Source organism: Nostoc sp. JL33 (assembly GCF_017114985.1).
In the GTDB taxonomy this organism is placed as follows: Bacteria; Cyanobacteriota; Cyanobacteriia; order Cyanobacteriales; family Nostocaceae; genus Nostoc.
Genome location: NZ_JABXKP010000043.1, coordinates 59,024 through 77,162, shown reverse-complemented (window position 1 = coordinate 77,162; position 18,139 = coordinate 59,024). Strand labels below are relative to the sequence as shown.

General features: G+C 41.0%; 16 protein-coding genes and 2 pseudogenes. 11 read left to right on the top strand and 7 right to left on the bottom strand.

Annotated features, from left to right (window positions below; all coding sequences use genetic code 11):
• The first annotated feature begins 410 nt into the window (after nucleotides 1–410).
• From HWQ23_RS11755 to HWQ23_RS11730, 6 genes are all read left to right on the top strand, one after another.
• Nucleotides 411–1,493 (top strand): cytochrome c oxidase subunit II, encoded by a 1,083-nt coding sequence (locus HWQ23_RS11755; protein WP_292828126.1) that lies wholly within the window; start codon nucleotides 411–413, stop codon nucleotides 1,491–1,493.
• Nucleotides 1,494–1,560: 67 nt separating this feature from the next.
• Entirely contained in the window at nucleotides 1,561–3,297 is a 1,737-nt protein-coding gene (ctaD, locus tag HWQ23_RS11750; protein WP_292828123.1) for a cytochrome c oxidase subunit I, read from the top strand.
• Nucleotides 3,298–3,428: 131 nt separating this feature from the next.
• Nucleotides 3,429–4,055 (top strand): cytochrome c oxidase subunit 3, encoded by a 627-nt coding sequence (locus tag HWQ23_RS11745; protein ID WP_292828120.1) that lies wholly within the window; start codon nucleotides 3,429–3,431, stop codon nucleotides 4,053–4,055.
• A 539-nt stretch (nucleotides 4,056–4,594) separates the two neighbouring features.
• On the top strand, nucleotides 4,595–5,863 hold the full coding sequence (locus HWQ23_RS11740; RefSeq protein ID WP_292828116.1) for a serine/threonine-protein kinase: 1,269 nt from the start codon (nucleotides 4,595–4,597) through the stop codon (nucleotides 5,861–5,863).
• A gap of 101 nt (nucleotides 5,864–5,964) precedes the next feature.
• The gene (locus HWQ23_RS11735) at nucleotides 5,965–7,038 is read left to right on the top strand and encodes a PstS family phosphate ABC transporter substrate-binding protein (RefSeq protein WP_292828113.1); all 1,074 of its coding nucleotides are present in this window, start codon (nucleotides 5,965–5,967) and stop codon (nucleotides 7,036–7,038) included.
• 398 nt (nucleotides 7,039–7,436) lie between these two features.
• On the top strand, nucleotides 7,437–7,769 hold the full coding sequence (locus HWQ23_RS11730) for a hypothetical protein (protein ID WP_292828110.1): 333 nt from the start codon (nucleotides 7,437–7,439) through the stop codon (nucleotides 7,767–7,769).
• A 264-nt stretch (nucleotides 7,770–8,033) separates the two neighbouring features.
• Here HWQ23_RS11730 and HWQ23_RS11725 read toward each other — a convergent pair whose 3' ends face one another.
• From HWQ23_RS11725 to HWQ23_RS11715, 3 genes are all read right to left on the bottom strand, one after another.
• On the bottom strand, nucleotides 8,034–9,818 hold the full coding sequence (locus tag HWQ23_RS11725) for a tetratricopeptide repeat protein (protein ID WP_292828107.1): 1,785 nt from the start codon (nucleotides 9,816–9,818) through the stop codon (nucleotides 8,034–8,036).
• Entirely contained in the window at nucleotides 9,808–11,100 is a 1,293-nt protein-coding gene (locus HWQ23_RS11720) for an AAA family ATPase (RefSeq protein ID WP_292828104.1), read from the bottom strand. Before HWQ23_RS11720 ends, HWQ23_RS11725 begins: the two co-directional genes overlap by 11 nt.
• Before the next feature lie 648 nt (nucleotides 11,101–11,748).
• Nucleotides 11,749–11,970 (bottom strand): hypothetical protein, encoded by a 222-nt coding sequence (locus tag HWQ23_RS11715; RefSeq protein WP_292828101.1) that lies wholly within the window; start codon nucleotides 11,968–11,970, stop codon nucleotides 11,749–11,751.
• 177 nt (nucleotides 11,971–12,147) lie between these two features.
• Between HWQ23_RS11715 and HWQ23_RS11710 the strand changes: the two genes are divergently transcribed.
• From HWQ23_RS11710 to HWQ23_RS11700, 3 genes are all read left to right on the top strand, one after another.
• The gene (locus tag HWQ23_RS11710) at nucleotides 12,148–12,516 is read left to right on the top strand and encodes a hypothetical protein (RefSeq protein WP_292828098.1); all 369 of its coding nucleotides are present in this window, start codon (nucleotides 12,148–12,150) and stop codon (nucleotides 12,514–12,516) included.
• A gap of 161 nt (nucleotides 12,517–12,677) precedes the next feature.
• Nucleotides 12,678–12,851: a DUF6888 family protein gene (locus HWQ23_RS11705; RefSeq protein ID WP_334886220.1), complete on the top strand. Its 174-nt coding sequence runs from the start codon at nucleotides 12,678–12,680 to the stop codon at nucleotides 12,849–12,851.
• Nucleotides 12,848–13,060, top strand: coding sequence for a DUF6887 family protein (locus HWQ23_RS11700; protein ID WP_292828095.1), 213 nt, complete (start codon nucleotides 12,848–12,850; stop codon nucleotides 13,058–13,060). Before HWQ23_RS11705 ends, HWQ23_RS11700 begins: the two co-directional genes overlap by 4 nt.
• Here HWQ23_RS11700 and HWQ23_RS11695 read toward each other — a convergent pair.
• Nucleotides 13,026–13,199, bottom strand: a complete 174-nt coding sequence (locus tag HWQ23_RS11695) for a hypothetical protein (protein ID WP_292828092.1) — start codon at nucleotides 13,197–13,199, stop codon at nucleotides 13,026–13,028. The genes HWQ23_RS11700 and HWQ23_RS11695 overlap by 35 nt on opposite strands.
• 46 nt (nucleotides 13,200–13,245) lie before the next feature.
• A complete protein-coding gene (locus HWQ23_RS11690) occupies nucleotides 13,246–13,485 on the bottom strand; it encodes a hypothetical protein (protein ID WP_292828089.1) in 240 nt (79 codons plus the stop codon).
• A gap of 174 nt (nucleotides 13,486–13,659) precedes the next feature.
• On the opposite strand from HWQ23_RS11690, the gene HWQ23_RS11685 reads away from it, so the two are divergent.
• Nucleotides 13,660–16,455, top strand: a complete 2,796-nt coding sequence (locus tag HWQ23_RS11685) for a HEAT repeat domain-containing protein (RefSeq protein ID WP_292828086.1) — start codon at nucleotides 13,660–13,662, stop codon at nucleotides 16,453–16,455.
• Between the two features lie 176 nt (nucleotides 16,456–16,631).
• Here HWQ23_RS11685 and ndhJ (HWQ23_RS11680) read toward each other — a convergent pair.
• Nucleotides 16,632–16,862 (bottom strand): annotated as a pseudogene (gene ndhJ, locus HWQ23_RS11680) (photosynthetic/respiratory NAD(P)H-quinone oxidoreductase subunit J); the annotation flags it as partial.
• 86 nt (nucleotides 16,863–16,948) lie between these two features.
• Between ndhJ (HWQ23_RS11680) and HWQ23_RS11675 the strand changes: the two are divergent.
• Nucleotides 16,949–17,857 (top strand): RpnC/YadD family protein, encoded by a 909-nt coding sequence (locus tag HWQ23_RS11675; protein ID WP_292828083.1) that lies wholly within the window; start codon nucleotides 16,949–16,951, stop codon nucleotides 17,855–17,857.
• A gap of 108 nt (nucleotides 17,858–17,965) precedes the next feature.
• Here the strand turns inward: HWQ23_RS11675 and ndhJ (HWQ23_RS11670) are convergent.
• A pseudogene (gene ndhJ / locus HWQ23_RS11670) lies at nucleotides 17,966–18,139 on the bottom strand (photosynthetic/respiratory NAD(P)H-quinone oxidoreductase subunit J); the annotation flags it as partial.

Sequence of the window (18,139 nt, the reverse complement as noted above, 5' to 3'; positions counted from 1 at the left end):
TACTTTGAATCACTCCAGCAATGTTTTGCCTGAAGCTTTAGGTATTTTTCAAGATGTAAGAAATTAATTAATGACAATTAATTTAAGCATTCTAAATTTTTCCTTAAATTTCTCCCCTGATTTGTATCTATTTTTGGCAGCATATGATATCAGAAGGCAGGAGCAGGAGGAAAGAATTATGAATGAAAACTTTAATTTTGGGTATAAAAGCCAGTGCTTCAATCCTATGCTTTGAAATCTGGGTTACTCCTGCCTCCTGGCTCTTGATACTCACCTTTTACTCAAAGTTAGTAAAATAGTCAAAAAAATTAATAAAAATTTCAGGCCATTGGACTCTATGCCTTCCAGCCTAGACTACCTTAGTAAGTGAGCAGCTTTAAGATAACGTAGTAAATTCAATTAAGTAAGCCGTGAAGATTCCAAGTTCAATCTGGACATTACTCATTGGCATCGTGCTAACGCTAGTCAGCTTTTGGTACGGTCAAAATCACGGTCTGTTGCCGTCAGCAGCAACGGATGAAGCCGTATTAGTGGATGGTCTATTCAACGCGATGATGATCATTTCTACAGGTATATTCCTGCTAGTTGAAGGTATTTTAATTTACTCTGCATTTAAATACCGTCGGCGTGCAGGTGACAATGAAGACGGCCCACCAGTTGAGGGCAATGTACCTCTAGAAATTCTCTGGACGGCGATCCCAGCAATTATCGTTATCGGTATTTCTGTTTACAGTTTTGATGTCTACAACGAAATCGGTGGCTTTGATCCCCATGCTATCCATCAAGCGCCGATGAATCAGGAGTCAATGGCAATGCCTGGAAGCGCACTCGCCGCAACTTTAAGCGATACTCCTCCTAGCACCGAACCCAACCTCAATCAAGAAAAATCTGATCAGGCAATGCAAGACCCAGCTACCGCAGAAGTTCGCAATGCTGATCAAATTCCCCAACTGCGGAATGCTCCAGGTGTAGGTATTGTTGCTCCGACAATTGGGGGAACTCCTGATAAAGCAGGTAAACCAGCAGGATTGCGGATCAACGTCACTGGTCTACAATATGCCTGGATTTTCACCTATCCTGAAACTGGTATAACTACAGGTGAAATGCACGTCCCCATCGGGCGTGAAGTAGAAATCAATATGACAGCCAACGATGTCATCCACGCCTTCTGGGTGCCAGAGTTCCGCCTGAAACAAGATGCGATCCCCGGTAGGCAAAGCGAGATTCGCTTCACCCCCAAAAAAGCAGGAGATTATGTCCTGATCTGTGCTGAACTTTGTGGCCCCTACCACGGTGCAATGAGAGCACCAGTAGTCATTGAGCCACAAGAAGCCTTTGATAAATGGGTGCAAGAGCAGCTAGTTGCCAGCAAAGAAACGCTAAATCAAGCCGTTGCTGTTAACCCTGCGAATCTATCCCCAAATGAATTTCTCGCTCCTTATACCAAGGACATGGGAATTAAGCCAGAAATCCTCCATCAAGTTCACCATTAGTCAATATGTTATTTAGTCAAAATCCAATGACTAACGACTAATGACTAATGACTAATGACTAACGACTATGACACAAGCTCAGTTGCAAGAAACTGCCAATATCCCTGCCCTTAGTGAGGAACCAGGGGTCAGAAAATGGCAAGACTTCTTTGGCTTTCAAACCGACCATAAGGTGATTGGGATTCAATACCTAGTCACTTCGTTTATTTTCTACTGCATTGGCGGTGTAATGGCTGACTTGGTTCGCACAGAACTGCGAACTCCAGAGGTAGATTTTGTTACCCCAGAAGTCTACAACAGTCTTTTTACGCTGCACGCCACGATCATGATTTTCTTGTGGATTGTGCCAACTGGGGCAGGGTTTGCTAACTATCTAATTCCCCTGATGATTGGGGCAAAAGATATGGCATTTCCTCGGCTGAATGCTGTTGCCTTTTGGATGATCCCCCCTGCGGGTATATTGCTGATCGCCAGTTTAGCGGTAGGTGATGCACCGGATGCAGGTTGGACTTCCTACCCTCCCCTGAGTTTGGTAACAGGGCAAGTGGGGCAAGGCATTTGGATTATGAGTGTCTTGCTACTCGGTACATCATCTATTTTGGGGGCGATAAATTTCCTGGTAACATTGATCAAGATGCGTATCCCCAGCATGGACATCCACAAAATGCCCTTGTTCTGCTGGGCAATGTTCGCCACTTCGGCGCTAGTTTTGGTATCAACCCCAGTCCTCGCAGCAGGTCTGATTCTGCTGGCTTTTGACTTAATTGCCGGGACAACATTTTTTAACCCAACTGGCGGTGGCGACCCAGTAGTATACCAGCACATGTTCTGGTTTTACTCCCATCCGGCGGTTTACATCATGATTTTGCCCTTCTTTGGCGCAATTTCAGAAATTATCCCGGTGCATTCCCGCAAGCCGGTTTTTGGCTATAAAGCGATCGCTTATTCCTCTCTTGCCATCAGCTTTTTGGGGCTAATCGTTTGGGCGCACCACATGTTTACCAGTGGTATCCCCGGTTGGTTGCGAATGTTCTTCATGATCACCACCATGATCATTGCCGTACCCACGGGAATTAAAATATTTAGTTGGTTAGCCACCATGTGGGGTGGAAAAATCCAGCTTAACAGCGCCATGCTGTTCGCCATCGGCTTTGTTGGCACCTTTGTAATCGGCGGTATCAGTGGCGTGATGTTGGCAGCAGTGCCTTTTGATATTCACGTCCACGACACCTATTTTGTGGTGGCTCACTTGCACTACGTCCTATTTGGCGGTAGTGTACTGGGGATTTTTGCAGGCATTTACCATTGGTTCCCGAAAATGACGGGACGGATGCTGAACGAATTTTGGGGTAAGGTTCACTTTGCCTTGACCATTGTGGGTTTAAACATGACCTTCTTACCCATGCACAAACTGGGTTTAATGGGCATGAATCGTCGTATTGCCCAATATGACCCCAAATTCACAACATTGAACGAAATTTGCACGTATGGTTCTTATATACTCGCAATTTCGACATTCCCCTTCATCATCAATGCCATTTGGAGTTGGTTATACGGCGAGAAAGCTGGTAATAATCCTTGGAGAGCATTGACCTTAGAGTGGATGACGACCTCACCACCTGCGATCGAGAATTTTGATCAAACTCCAGTACTGGCTACGGGCCCCTACGACTACGGTTTGGAAAGGGCTAAAGAAGGTGTACCTTTGTATGATCCCAATCCAGTCTTATCTGGTGGGCCAAACTCAGTATTAAGAGCAGAACCCGACCCAGCCGTTGCTGCCAATCCTGAAGACCGCAAATAGAGTTATGAGTGAAGAGTTATGAGTTATGAATGGTTATGACTTGAATAAAGTTATTAGTTCAAAATTTCTAACTCCTAACTCCTAACTCCTAACTCCTAACTCCTAACTTCCCCTCTAGGCATTAAAAATTCATGCAAAGTCAAACTATTGACCCAGCTAAAACCGAACTAAATCATCACCACGCGGCGGAAGCGTCCGTCGGTCATCACGAAGAACATCCAGACCATCGTCTGTTTGGGCTAGTTGTCTTCCTGATTGCTGAAGGGATGATTTTTATGGGGTTGTTCGGAGCCTACTTGGCTTTCCGTGCTACCTTACCTGCATGGCCACCAGCAGGTACACCAGAGTTAGAACTATTGTTACCCGGAGTCAACACCATCAATCTAATTTCTAGTAGTTTTGTCATGCACAATGCCGACACTGCTATCAAAAAGAACGATGCGCGGGGTGCGCGAATCTGGTTAGCAATTACTGCTGCAATGGGTGCTATTTTCTTGGTGGGTCAAGTATATGAATATACCCATTTAGAATTTGGTTTAACTACCAATTTATTTGCTAGTGCATTTTACGTTTTGACTGGTTTCCACGGATTGCACGTTACCATTGGCGTTTTAGCAATTGTTGCCGTGTTGTGGCGATCGCGCGTTCCTGGTCACTACAGTAACGAAAAGCACTTTGGCATTGAAGCCGCCGAAATATACTGGCACTTTGTTGACGTGATTTGGATTATTTTGTTCGGATTACTGTATCTACTGTGAGTATTAATTATTAGTTGTTCACTCCACGCGAACAACTTAATAAGCCCCCTAATGAAATGGGGGCTTTTTTAATTAAAAAAATGCTGCGGTTGCAGCGAACGCTACCCTGGTGTCAGATTATTTCATCTATCGGCTAGCAGCAAAACCTAAATTAACCTGAGTTCGACAGCTTATATGCTGTCCACCTAATTAGCTGAATCAAAAGACCTCTAATGATTCCTGACTCCTGAATTCTGTTTCGATAAATAAACTTCTTGACTTTTGAATGTTGCCCTCTGCCCGCAGTTATAAATACTCTAGACTAGTGTTAAATCTACTTAAGTGATAAAATTATTTTACCTATCCCAGAAATAAATTTTATATTAAGATACTTATAAAGGTATTAAATGAACCAATCAAGCGGCTAACCAGAAAACTGCTCCAAAGCATAGGTCGCCTGATAAGCTGACTGCCTCAAATACCAACAAATCTAGCGGCAGGTATTCATAACCTCACCCAAGCTGTGAATGGTCAGCAAATTAATAAGTAGTATACGCCACATGAGCCAAAACCCTCTAGTCAGAAAAACACTCCGAAGTCGCTTTGAGACTGTCAAACTGCTGGAAAGCGGGGGATCTGCGAATACTTACTTGTTAGCAGGTGCTATAGGTAAGAGAAATCAATCCTCTGTCACCAGAAAAACACTTCGGAATCGCTTTGAGATTGTCAAACACTTAGGAAGTGGAGGATCTGGTGATACCTACTTAGCCGTAGACCTAGATTTACCAGGACAACCCCATTGTGTCGTTAAACATTTCCATCCAAAAGATTCCAATCCTGCGGTTGTAGCGATCGCTAAAAGGCTATTTGATCGGGAAGCGGAAGTTTTATACCAGCTAGGCAACGACCACGATCAAATTCCTAGACTGTTTGCCCATTTTGATGAAGAAGGGGATTTCTATTTAGTCCAGGAATTTATTGACGGTCATGCCTTGACTCAAGAAATTGTACCAGGTCAGCGTCTTAGCGAGAATGCAGTCTTAAATTTATTAAAAGAGATCCTGGAAGTACTAGCCTTCGTGCATCAACATAATATTATTCACCGGGATATTAAGCCCCAAAATTTAATGCGGCGGCACTCCGATAACAAGATTGCGCTAATTGACTTTGGGAGTATTAAGAAAATTAGTGCTTTGGGAGGAGGCTTAACAATTGCTGTTGGAACTCCTGGCTACATGCCAACCGAACAGGCTAAGGGAAAGCCACAACTTTGCAGCGATATTTATGCAGTAGGTATGATTGGCATTCAAGCTTTGACAGGTTTAATGCCAGAGCAACTACAAGAAGATCCCAGTACTGGAGAAGTTATCTGGCGCGATAAAGCAGAGGTAAGTGACGCTCTTGCAAATGTTTTAAATAAAATGGTTTGCGATCGCTATAACCAGCGTTATCAGTCTGCCACAGAAGCTTTGCAAGCGCTTAATTGTGATCTAGTGTTGTCACAGTCCTCAGAATCTCCTGGCATAAAGCAAAACACTGATCATAGCTATTTGCTAAGTTATAGAAACTTTCTTTTGCTGCTGGGAATAGGGTTTGGTGCTATGACTAGTTTGATAGTAATAGTTTTAATCTATACATTTATTAGTACAGGTACATCGCCTCCAAACCAACCGACTCAATTAAATTTTATAGAAAAATTGCTTGAGCCACAGTCTAGTAATCTTAATCTGAATAGGCTAGCAGCTAACATAGGAGTCTATAAAAGCAATTCCACGATTGCAAAGATTACCAAAGAGCAAATTAAATCTCATTACATTAAAAAGAATTAATCATCTAGCAACAATTATATAACTGGCTTATTTCAGATTTGCTTTCAACCTAAATATTTATAGATTCCTCTAGGATAAATTAATAAACAACATTTAAAGATATGGACAATACAAATCAAAAAAAAGCCTTAATTAACAGTGAAATCGCCCTCTTTCTTAGAGGTTTGATTATTGGTAAAGTGCTGACACTTATAGTTATTGGTGGATTGCTTTGGTGGTTACTGAAGCCAAATTTATTGTCCCGTAGCAGCGTTAACTCTTCTAATCAAAGTCTCAACACCGGCTCTAGTAGTGGATCAACTTTTCAGACAGTTGCTGATGTCCCCACGGCTTCATTTAACTACGGAGGGAGTACAGCTTGGGCATCTATTCGGCAATTGGTAGATTCTCAGATCCAGAGCGATCGCCCGGAATTACAATTACGTTACCTAGACCCTCTTAATGGTAGCCCTGGTTCTAGCTCAGGCATTCGGATGTTGCTTGATGGACAACTGGACTTTGCTCAGTCCTCCCGTCCCCTTACAGATGAAGAACAAGCGATCGCAAAAGAGCGAGGCTTCACCCTTGAGCAACGTCAGGTGGGTATGGATGGAATAGCAGTGGTAGTCAACCCATCACTTAATGTGCCTGGTTTAACTGTTGACCAATTGCAGCAGATTTATTTGGGGAAAATTACTAACTGGAATCAAGTAGGTGGGCCAAACCTAGCCATCACACCTTTATCTCAACCGCCAAAGGACGCAGATACAGTAATATTTCCTAGCAACAGCGACTTGAAAGAGCAAGCACTTAGCTCTAATGTGCAATATGTCTATTCTACTACAGACGCAGTGCGCCAACTCAGCAAAACCCCTGGTGGTGTCTATTACGCTTCTGCCCGTTCAGTAGTACCTCAATGTAGTGTGAAGGCTTTGCCATTGGGGCGCACTTCTGGTCAGCTAATTCCCCCCTATAGCGAACCGATGGTGTCGCCTGAGGAATGTCCACGTCAGCGCAACCAGCTAAATACTCAGGCGATCAAAAATGGCAGCTATCCGATTATTGCTAACTTGTTTGTGATTATTAAGCAGAATAAAGGTCGCGAACAGCGGATTGGCGATGCATATACCAAACTTTTATTAACTGATCAGGGGCAAAGGGCAATTGAGCAAGCTGGTTTCGTTGGGGTTCGTTAGTACAGCGATCGCGTAAATCCAGCTACCATCTCAATTAACCAGACTTGCGTCATTCAGATCCCCGACTTCTTTAAGAAGTCGGGGATCTTTAGTTAGGCACACTTTCGATTACAGATCATTCAAATAGCTACTTCCTCTGATTCTTCGATTTCGGAAATACCTAGTACCACAAGGCGGAATTCAAAATTATTGCATTCAAAATTCAAACAGGTATACAGTGTAAGCATTTCATAAATTTGAAATGGGTAATTTATTTATGCCGTGTTGTATTAGTAGGGTTACAGGTGAACGGTTGGGAAATTCAACAATCTTGATATCCACTCAAATATATATATTTTTTCAAAAGTATATAGCACTCCTAAATCATTTGTGAAAATTTCTGTTGATTCTTGATCTCTGTGTTGCGCCAGTTGCTTCTCCCTACAGCCCTTCTCAAGACAGGAGACGCTGTTGCGCGTTCGGGCATCCTACGGCAGGCGCTAGCCACGCGCGTGAGGAATTGGGATAAAGTTAGTGCCGACGAAGCATCAAAAGCAGCCAGTCAAGGTATTCCTGCTTTAGTCTGCTGGAAAAATGTTACAGGAATTGGAGATATAGCCGTAGTCCGTCCTGAAAAAGGTGAGCCAAACAAGCCACGAATTGCTCAAGCAGGTAGTAAAAATTTCAAGAATGGTTTAGTAACTGATGGATTTGGCGATCGCCCTGTTAGTTATTTCATCTACAAAGGATAGACAAAAATTATCGTGGAGTTTTTTGATGACACGCCGCTAATCGCAAAGACGCGATAAATCGCCGTCTTTACAATAATCAGTCCTTTGTAGAGACGGCGATTTATCGCGTCTCTTGCCTTAACCGAGCATCATTCACATGTATTAATCATCAAGTTGAAAATATTTACATTCACTCAACAGCATAAGAGGTAAATTGGCGTTTAAAAGGAGAATGAAATTTATTGTATTTTAGCGTTTAGCTTAACCCAAAATGATATTTTTGCTCTATGTAATGTGATCGCACTCTCCATTATTCTGCATTGCTGCGGCGAGTTTTTCTAGATTTTGACGAACAGTGACACTACGAAGATGATCTACACCCCAGACTCGTTCACAAATATCTAAAGCTTGCAAATAAAGCGGTTCTGCTTCACCATAACGTCCAGTTTCACGATAAATTTCTGCCAGATTATTGAGACTTTCGGCAACATGGGGATGATTTTCTCCCAATAGGTGCTTATCAAGTTCTAAGGCTTTTATACATAAGGGTTCCGCTTCATTGTAACGCCTCTGTTCCCTGTACATATAACCAAGAGCATAGATAGTATCTGCTAAAAGCGGATGCGCCTTTTGCAATAGATGTTGCTTGAGTTCCAATGATTCCAAAAACAAAGATTCAGCTTGATCGTAGCGTCCTTGAGCGCGGTATATCAATCCCAAATTGTGCAAATCTGTTGCAACATCAGGATTCTCTTCTCCCAAAAATCGCTTATCTAGTTCTATTGCTTGTTGCGACAACGGTTCAGCTTCAGTGTAACGTCCTTGATGATAATAAAGTAGCGCTAAATTATTCAGTATAAGAGCCAAAGAAAGATCATTTTCGCCAACCAAACGTTTTTCGAGTTCTAATGATTGCAGATACAGAGGTTCGGCTTCTTCATAACGTCCTTGTTCATCATATAGTAATGCCAAATTGTTGAGACTGGCGGCGACATCGGCATGGTTTTCTCCCCACAGGCGTTTCCTCAGTTCCAAAGCTTGTTGATATAAGAGTTCCGCTTTACTATATTGTCCAGTAGATTTGTAGAGTCCTGCCAAATTATTCACGCTAGTAGCAAAAGAAGGATGGTTCTCTCCTAGCAGACGTTTCCTAAATTCTAAAGCTTGTTGATATAATGGTTCGGCTTCGCTGTAGTGTCCTGTTGCACGATATATTCCTGCTAAATTGTCCAGGCTAGTAGCTAAATCTATCTGCGAACCTGATTCATTTTGTAGCTCAATCGCCTGACGCAAATACTTAATTGCTAGTTCTTGTTCTTCTTGATAATTCTGAGATTCACCCCGATCTAATCTGCTGCGGTAAATATTACCTAAGCTTGAATATAAGGTAGCCAAGGTAGGATCTTTAGTTCCCCTTTCCTGTTCTACTTTCTCGATTAGCCTTTGTAAATCTTGGATGGGCAAGAAAAAGGGGTTATTTTCATTAGTATCTGTGCTAGCTAATTCTGTATCTCTAAAAACAAAGCGTATATGTTCTAATTCTTTACCAGGAATAGTATTCGTCTTTTTAGATTCAAACCGAAATACACCATTACGCCAACTCCAAAAATCAGGAGCTTTTTTAATCAAGTTGACTAAAATTTGGTTAGTTACCCACAGCACGATCGCAAACGGAAACTCGCGTAATCCTTCCCTTGTCCACTGTAAGTAACCAAAAAATTTCTCCTGTTCCGATTGCTCATTTCCCAATCTGAGAAAATAAAGTTGTTCAGCACCCATGACGGTAATTACCGCCGGGTTCTGCTGACGAAGATATTCTTCTTGTTGTACCAGTTGGTTAAGAGCAGCTTTAAGACTCGGTTCCTGACGTGCTAAAGTCACTCGATATGGACGAAACTTAGGTTGTAGTTCGGCTTCATATTGGGCAATAATTTCATCACGAAAGCTAGCATCATCGCAAACCGCAATTAGTAAATTTAATCCCCGCTTTGGAGCTTCAATAGAAACAATTAAATCATCATACGCATCTTGGTTTTCTGCCTGATCATCCAAGAATTCTTCATTTAACATTAATAGCTCCCTTTATTCTCAAGGTTTCTATAATAATTGGATGAACATCGTACCAAGTTTCATCAGTGCGATATTCTAGAACATACAGCCCATGTAGCAAATCCAAAAACTCTGCTTGTTTGGGGTCATTGGGCATAAACTGTTGATAAACACTCTCCAAAATATCTATATCAACCTTTCCTAAACGTATAGAAAAATCATTGCGGATTTTATTGATTGCTTCCAGGAGAATTTTATCATCAATAATAACTTCTGCTGAGGGATTTCGCCGGATAGTCCGCAAACAAATGCGGCAACATTCCTTAGCAATCCGAATTAACTCTCGCAATACGCCACCACTGTAAATCACCATTTTTTCAGCAGTTTCTGCCGCAATTAATTCACTGGATATCCGCTTTTGTAAAACTTCACCGAGAATCTTTGTTGCTTCCGCGCGAGGTTGGGCGTTAGGAAAGCGATTTTTACCTTTCTCAAAAATTTTTAATACAGGCATTGCCACAACCTGGTCGTTGGTTTCAGTGGCAATTATTGTGCTGATAAATGTTTCCCGAAGAACTGCGATCGGGATAGTGTAGATAATTTGAAAGTTAGGTTGACAAAGAGCTTTAATATTATCTCTATAAATTTCGTTAACTCTTCCTAAGTCAAGTTTATCTAAATCATCAATAATTACTAAAACATTTTGTTTCGTTGCAACTTGAATTAAAGCAGCGATTTCATTAATTCTGGCAACTAAATCTGATAACTTGCGTTCAAATTCTTGTTTAATTTCATCCCGAACGCTCGCATCAACTTTTAATTTAGAGCTAATCAATTTTAAGAGGTCAAAACCTATGCTAGCTTCTGCTTGCAAAGTTGATTCTTCAGTGCGAGTGCGGGTAGCAAACCACTTATAAAGAGCTTCTTTAGTAGATTGAGGAATATCAACTCGGCGTGCTTCTGCCTCTGTCATTAAATTAACTGCGATCGCAAACAGTATATTAATATGATTAACAGCCGACATTTCAATTTTTTCAGCAATAGAAAAGAGAACTACAAAATATTTATTTTGAATTTGTCTGCTAAATTCAGCTAACAAAGTAGACTTACCACATCCCCGATGTCCTGTAAAGACAATTTTGCCATCTCGATTGGGACTGTCTTCGACTAATTGGTTAAGCTCTGCAATCAAATCATCACCATATTCGACTCTAAATTTTTCCATTTCGTTCCGTTCCATCAACGGAAACAGTTCGAGATTGCTGTATGCTTCTTGAAAGGAGTTTAATAATTCTTCAGACATTGGATAGTGCCGTAAACGTGCTAACTATTCATATAATGGCTCATGATTTTTGAAGCACAAGTTTAGGTAATGTCTAGGATAGAGTTTGCCTACATAACTTCTCAAATTCTGTCAATAAATAACTACTAAGTGAGTGGTATGTTATGTCTTAAAAAGAGATGCTCTAATCTCCATATTTCAACCTATAAATAAGTAACAGAGGTCAATAATCAATAAGACTCAATGATAGATTATACATTCCATAATTTAGACTGAATGATAGATTATACAGATAACATCCTGAAAGCTACCTAACACATAAATAAAATAAAATTTTCATTTATAAAAATAAATTTTTAGTGTGTTTCATCTCATCCCCCTCTAACCGATGCGATGGTAGCTGTTGTTACTATTGGTTTACTAGATGGGTATCCAGGGCTATTTCATTCTCATCTAGCCCGCCTCAGAATAAATTCTGAGGCTAATAGCACTCATTCGTCTCAAGACGACTAGAAAGGCTTTTCTGACTTTTCACGTTATGTGGAAAAGCCACGAAGCATCTAACCCCCTTCCCGACGCTCTAAGGGGTAAAATTCAAAGTCTCTCTCCTTTTAGGAGAGAGATTTAGAGAGAGGTTTTCCAGATACCGTGAAAAGTCAGGATTTAACCCTAGTTAACCACTGGTAAACCAGCTTTTGCGTCATCAAAACCAGCTTTTGCGACTTCAAAACTAGCTTTTGTGACATCAAAACCAGCTTTTGCGACATCAAAACCTGCTTTTGCGACTTCAAAACCTGCTTTTGCAACTTCTAAACCAGCTTTTGCGACATCAAAACCTGCTTTTGCGACTTCAAAACCTGCTTTTGCGACTTCAAAACCTGCTTTTCTCAACAAATTTCAGCAAATATACCCGCATCTATCTAGTTGGCTAATGCCATCCAATGCTCTTAAAATTCTGTAACTTCACTGTGGCTGATGCATCTGCTTATTGCGTAATTTGATGATATATAAATAACTCCGTGTATAACATCAGGGTTATTTATAAATTAATCCAAACAGGAAAACTATATGACGCAACGGAAACGAAACTCCATGTCACTGACCAAAGCTGAACGACGGATTGAAGGAATGCAGACAATTAACCCTGAGTTAGACTTTAGTAATGGGTTTTCAATTACTACTTACAACACAAAAGTAATTGAGTTACGAGAAAAGCTAGGCGCTTATAATCAAGCACAAACAATAGTAGATAAGACACACAATGCATTAATAGAAGCAGAACGAGAGTTGAATACTTATTCTGAGCAAATGCTGTTAAATGTTGCATCTCGCTATGGCAAAAGTAGTGATGAGTATGAGATGGCTGGTGGAACGCGCAGGTCAGACCGTAAAAAAGCACGTCCAGTAGTAAACCAAACAGTGATATCTGTGAAGTGATTGTTTGGACTCGCCGCTTTTTTGGATAAGGGTGCGTTGACCTTTGTGACAACGCACCATTAAAATTAATATAAAGCTAATCAAACTTTTGAGATGGTTTGATATTTTCCCCTTACCTGCTATTCTGATTCCAAGCTATGCGGTTATGAGGTATACAAATCTTGCCAACTGCTGAACAAGGCATCAGGTGTGTCATACTATGTCAATCTTTGACCAATACATTCACTCCTATTTACATTGTCCGCCTCGATGAACAAACAGGTAATGTATTTATTTTGGCAGGAGATAATATAGAGGTAGAAATCTATCGCAATGGTCTTTGGAGGTTCTTGTGATTGAGCCAGAATTTAGCAGCATGAGCAAAACCGAGTTAAGAGCCTTCGTCATTGCTCACCCCAATAATAAAGCAGCGTTTCGTGCTTTTGTTGACCGCTTTACATCTGAAGCGTCTCCAGAGACTTTTGACATCCCAAAATCGAATGCTGAGATTGAAGAAGTTGAAATTTTGATTAAACAAAAATTAGAACAATTAAAAATGAGCTAGATTTTAGGGTTTTAATCAGTCCAGCGATGTCTACGACTGGCGTAGCTGCGGCACCAACGACGATGGAGATGCTGAGTGCGATCGCACTTTGCGGATGAATCCGTGTAACTCTATCCTGGTAAGCATTTATAATTTGCATATCGGTCTATTAGCCCAGAAGCTAACTTCCGGGCGGAATGCTAGGACTAGCCAGATTTTAGGGTTTTAATTAGTGCAGCGATCGCACCAATGACGATAGAGATGCTGAGTGCGATCGCAAATGGGCTAGAAGGTTGTTGCAGCAATACAGGTGTAACATCAACTTGGTATGGTGCATAACCAGCATCAACCACTGGGATAGCTTTTTGCGGCTTCACATCAAGTCCTTCTGCTCCCTTTTTCACTTGCAGGGTGGGGTTCTCTAAGTTTTTATTAACCTTTGTCATCGTCATAACTCCGTTTCAAGTGGTTATGAGACAAAGTTACGTTGAGTGACAAGTGCTACGCTGGACATTTAGGGACCAGACAGGGACAGTGATTAATTGACTCTTTCTGACCCTCATAAAATCAACCAATCTCCTTAAACTATAAATATCCTCATTAGCAAAAATACATTAATTATGGGGGAAACACGAAACCGCAATAGTGTTCGAGTCAATGAAGAAGGAAAAGAAAAACTTTTAAATGCAAAAGCTGCGAAACGTAATTATGATGACAGGTTTTTGACCCATTTGGATATTGCAACAAATGCCGGAGTGAGTGAGAAGACGGTTAAACGCTTTTTTAGCGGTAAAGAAGATATTGATTGGGAATATGCCAGTGCGATCGCCAAAGCCTTAGATTTAGAACTAACAGACTTAATTGATGCAAAAGCGACGACTCCGCCACCTGAAATTTTAGCTACTCTTATTAACTGGCGCGAAGTGTGTAGCACGATGCTGGAACCCCATCGGCGGATAAGCAGCAATTTCCTAATGCAGGATGAATGTGCCAGAAAAGACAAAGAACAAATTTATGTTCCTTTAGCGCTGGTGCAACGGACAAAAACAGATAAACGCGACAAGGGGAACTTTTCCCCAGATGCGGGAACACGTCTTTATGAACCGCAGTATGAAAGGCAGCAGCGATTTGAGCATAAAGCTTTCTTGAGTCAAATTTTAGAAGGCGGCGAAGGTAAAACCAAAGGCCAGCAAATAGCTGTGATTGGAGAACCGGGTGCAGGAAAAACAACACTCCTGCAAACTATAGCTTTTTGGGTATTAGAGAAAAACTTAGGTTTACCAGTCTGGATTTCTCTGGCAGACTTAGGGCGAAATGGTACTTTAACAGATATTCAAACATATATATGTAATAGTTGGCTTGAGCAAGCAATTCCTGCAACACAATTAATTCAGGAAGTGCGGGAAGACTTTACAAACCAAATTCAGCAGAGACGAGTCTGGCTACTATTAGATGGCGTAGATGAAATGTCTGAAGCGTCTCACCAGCCATTAGAGGAAATTTCCCGTCAGTTGAATGGATGGCTACGTTTATCACGAGTAGTGTTAACTTGTCGGCTGAATGTTTGGCAAGCGGATGTCAACGCCCTAGAAACCTTTGAAACCTATCGTCTACTGGACTTTGACTATCCCCAACAGGTGCATCAGTTTATTGATAACTGGTTTGGAAACCTAAGTGAAAAAGGAGAACGGTTAAAGACAGAATTAGACTCAGCCGAACGGGTACGCCTGCAAGACTTGGTGCAAACTCCCCTGCGGTTGGCGTTGTTGTGTGGTATTTGGCAGACTGAGGAGGGGAATTTACCAGAGACAAAAGCGGGATTGTATGATCAATGTGTGCAGCAGTTCTACAGATGGAAACAAAACCGTTTCCGCACCAGTAAAAAAGAACAACATGACTTAAACCAGGCTTTGGGACGTTTAGCCTTGCGGGATATCAACGAAGGTAGTTCACGATTTCGCTTACTGGAAAGTTTTATCAGTGAGGAACTGGGAGATGTAGATGATGAGACTTCACTGTTTTACAAAGCTTGGCAACTGGGCTGGCTAAATCATGTAGGGATTGCGGCTGAATCTTCTAGCAAAGAAAAGGTTTATGCCTTCTACCATGCCACCTTTGAAGAATATTTCGCCGCCTTAGCTGTTGACGATTGGCACTATTTTCTAAAGCACGTTCCTGAAAACCCAGAACAAGGAATATATCGCATATTTGAACCGCAGTGGAAAGAGGTAATTTTGTTGTGGTTTGGGCGAGAAGATGTAAAAGAGCAACAAAAGAAAGATTTTATCAAAGCGTTAGTAGAATTTGAGGATGGCTGCAACAGTCAGAGTCAAATTCCTGACTGGAAAGGATTTTATGAATATCGAGCCTATTTTATCGCGGCAGCCGGTATCGCCGAGTTTAAAGATTGTGATTTAGCAGATGCGATCGTGAAGCAAATCGTCAGATGGGGCTTTGGTTATTTAAATATAGAAAAACAGAAGTGGCAGAGATTTAACCAACGAATAGCAGAAAAGGCTAAGGCTGTACTGATAGAGACGGATCGCAAAAAAGCCATTAATGCATTAGAGGAGTTAATCCATACTTCTCAAAATGAACAAACCTGTATGCTAGCGGCAAGAAGCTTAGGTAAAATTAACAAAGAGAATCCTACAGCCATCACTATACTAGTGGACTTCATGGATACTTTTATATTGAAAAGTATCCAAATGCCAGCGTCTGAAAACTTAGAAAAAATAGCCAAATATCATCCTACAGCTATTACTGCATTAGAAGAGTTAATTGGTACTTCTCAAGATGAATATAGCTGTATGCAAATTTCAGAAAGTTTAAAAAAAATAGTCAAATACAATGCTATAGATATCATAAAACTAGTGGATTTAATTGACGACTTGCGTAATGAATTTAAGCGTTGGATAGTGGCAAGAAGCTTAGGTAAAATAGATAAAGATAATCCTACAGCTATTACCGCTTTAGCGGATTTAATTCATGATTTAAATGATAAATATACCCATAGGCAAGCGGCAGAAAGCTTAGAGGAAATAGTCAAAGATCATCCTACATTTATCACTGAGTTAGTAGAGTTAATCCGTACTTCTGAAGATGAATATACCCGTAGGCTAGCAGTAGAAAGGTTAGGAAAAATAGCCAAAGATCATCCCTTAGCTATCACTGCATTAGTGGAGTTAATCGGTACTTCTAAAGATGAATATACTCGTAGACTAGCAGCATATAGCTTGAGTAAAGTTTTAACAGAATCTGAGAATATGAAGGCAGTTGTCACCGCTTTCAAAAATTATTTATTAGATGAAAATTATGAAAATGATTTCGAGCAATTCAAAGATTGCTATCAAGTAATCTGGCAATGTGCCCAAACTATGACTTATCCAGCCTTTTATAAAGCTTGGCATTGTTAAGCAATTAAAGATTAAAAATTATGGAATAATCTACAGCAGGTTTCATTTATTTAGACCATACTCTTACATTATTCTTTGCGCCTTTACATGAAACACTAAAAACATAACCCCTCTCCGCTACTGGAAAGGGGTTAATCACTACTGAAACTCAGCAATCTCTAATAAGCGTCTTGCAACTAGTAGAAATCAGGCGAGATATAATCCTTCCGCAAAGGCCAACCTACCCAATCTTCCGGCATCAAAAGCCGCTTGAGATTTGGGTGTCCTTCGTAGACAATGCCGAACATATCGTAAGACTCGCGCTCTTGCCAATCTGCCGTCTTCCAAATCCATTACATAGAAGGCACTACAGGATTTTCCCGTGGTAAAAACACCTTTAAGCGTACTTCTTCAGGGCGATCGCTTTCTATAAGTAGTCCAATCAAAAATCTGAATATCTGTAATCCAGTCTTAAGTATAATTATTTTATAACTTTCAGTGCGTTTACAACCCCATGATCAAACCCGCCGATGTCAGCACCAAACGCTTAATTAGCCTTGCACCTGATAACTGGGTAAAATGGGTAACACAAATTCCTGATATTGTTGCTGGCGAAATTCTCAACTCAGAATTTCAGTGGATAAGTCGAGAAAGTGATGTTTTAATCCGTGTCGAAAGTCCGCAGTATGGAAAATTTCTCGTTCTTAACGAATTACAACTCCGCTATAAACCAGAAATGCCGCGCAGGATGCGTGCCTATACAGCACTTGCAGAAGAAAAATATAATTTGCCAACGTATCCAGTACTAATTAATATCCTCAAGGCAAGTGACGCTGAAATACCAACAAGTTATGAATTAAATATTGCTGGTTTACGTGCTATTCAAGATTACCGTGTCATTAACCTGTGGGAAGTTGATGTAAATATTGCCTTTGCACAACCATTACCCTCACTACTTCCATTTGTACCCATCCTCAAAGGAGGTGATAACGAGTCTACGATTCGGGACGCATTGCGAATATTACGTGCAGATGAACAATTGAATCAACTAGAAACAGTATTAGGATTTTTTGCTACCTTTGTATTAGATAGTGCAATAGTTCAACAAATTCTGAGGTGGGATATGGCACTTTTAGAGCAGTCGCCTTGGTATCAAGAAATTTTTAGCAAAGGAGAAGCACGCGGAGAAGCACGCGGAGAAGCACGCGGAGAAGCACGCGGAGAACTGCGAGGAAGAAAGGAGGAGTTATATTCAGGGATTGAATTGGCATTAGAAATTAAGTTTGGCAATCAAGGTTTAGAATTGATGCCGATAATCTCTCAAATTACAGATTTGCAGAAATTAAAAGCAATTCAACAGGCAATTAAAACTGTAAATACAGTCAATGAATTGCAGCAAGTTTTGTCAACCAACTTGACATGAAACACCAAAAACATAACCCCTCTCCGCCACCGGAAAGGGGTTAATCACTGCCGAAACTCAGCACTAAATTGTACAGACGCGATGAATCGCGTCTCTATTCAGCAATCTCTAATAAGCGTCTTGCAACTCGTAGAAATCAGGCGAGATATAATCCTTCCGCAAAGGCCAACCTACCCAATCTTCCGGCATCAAAAGCCGCTTGAGATTTGGGTGTCCTTCGTAGACAATGCCGAACATATCGTAAGACTCGCGCTCTTGCCAATCTGCCGTCTTCCAAATCCA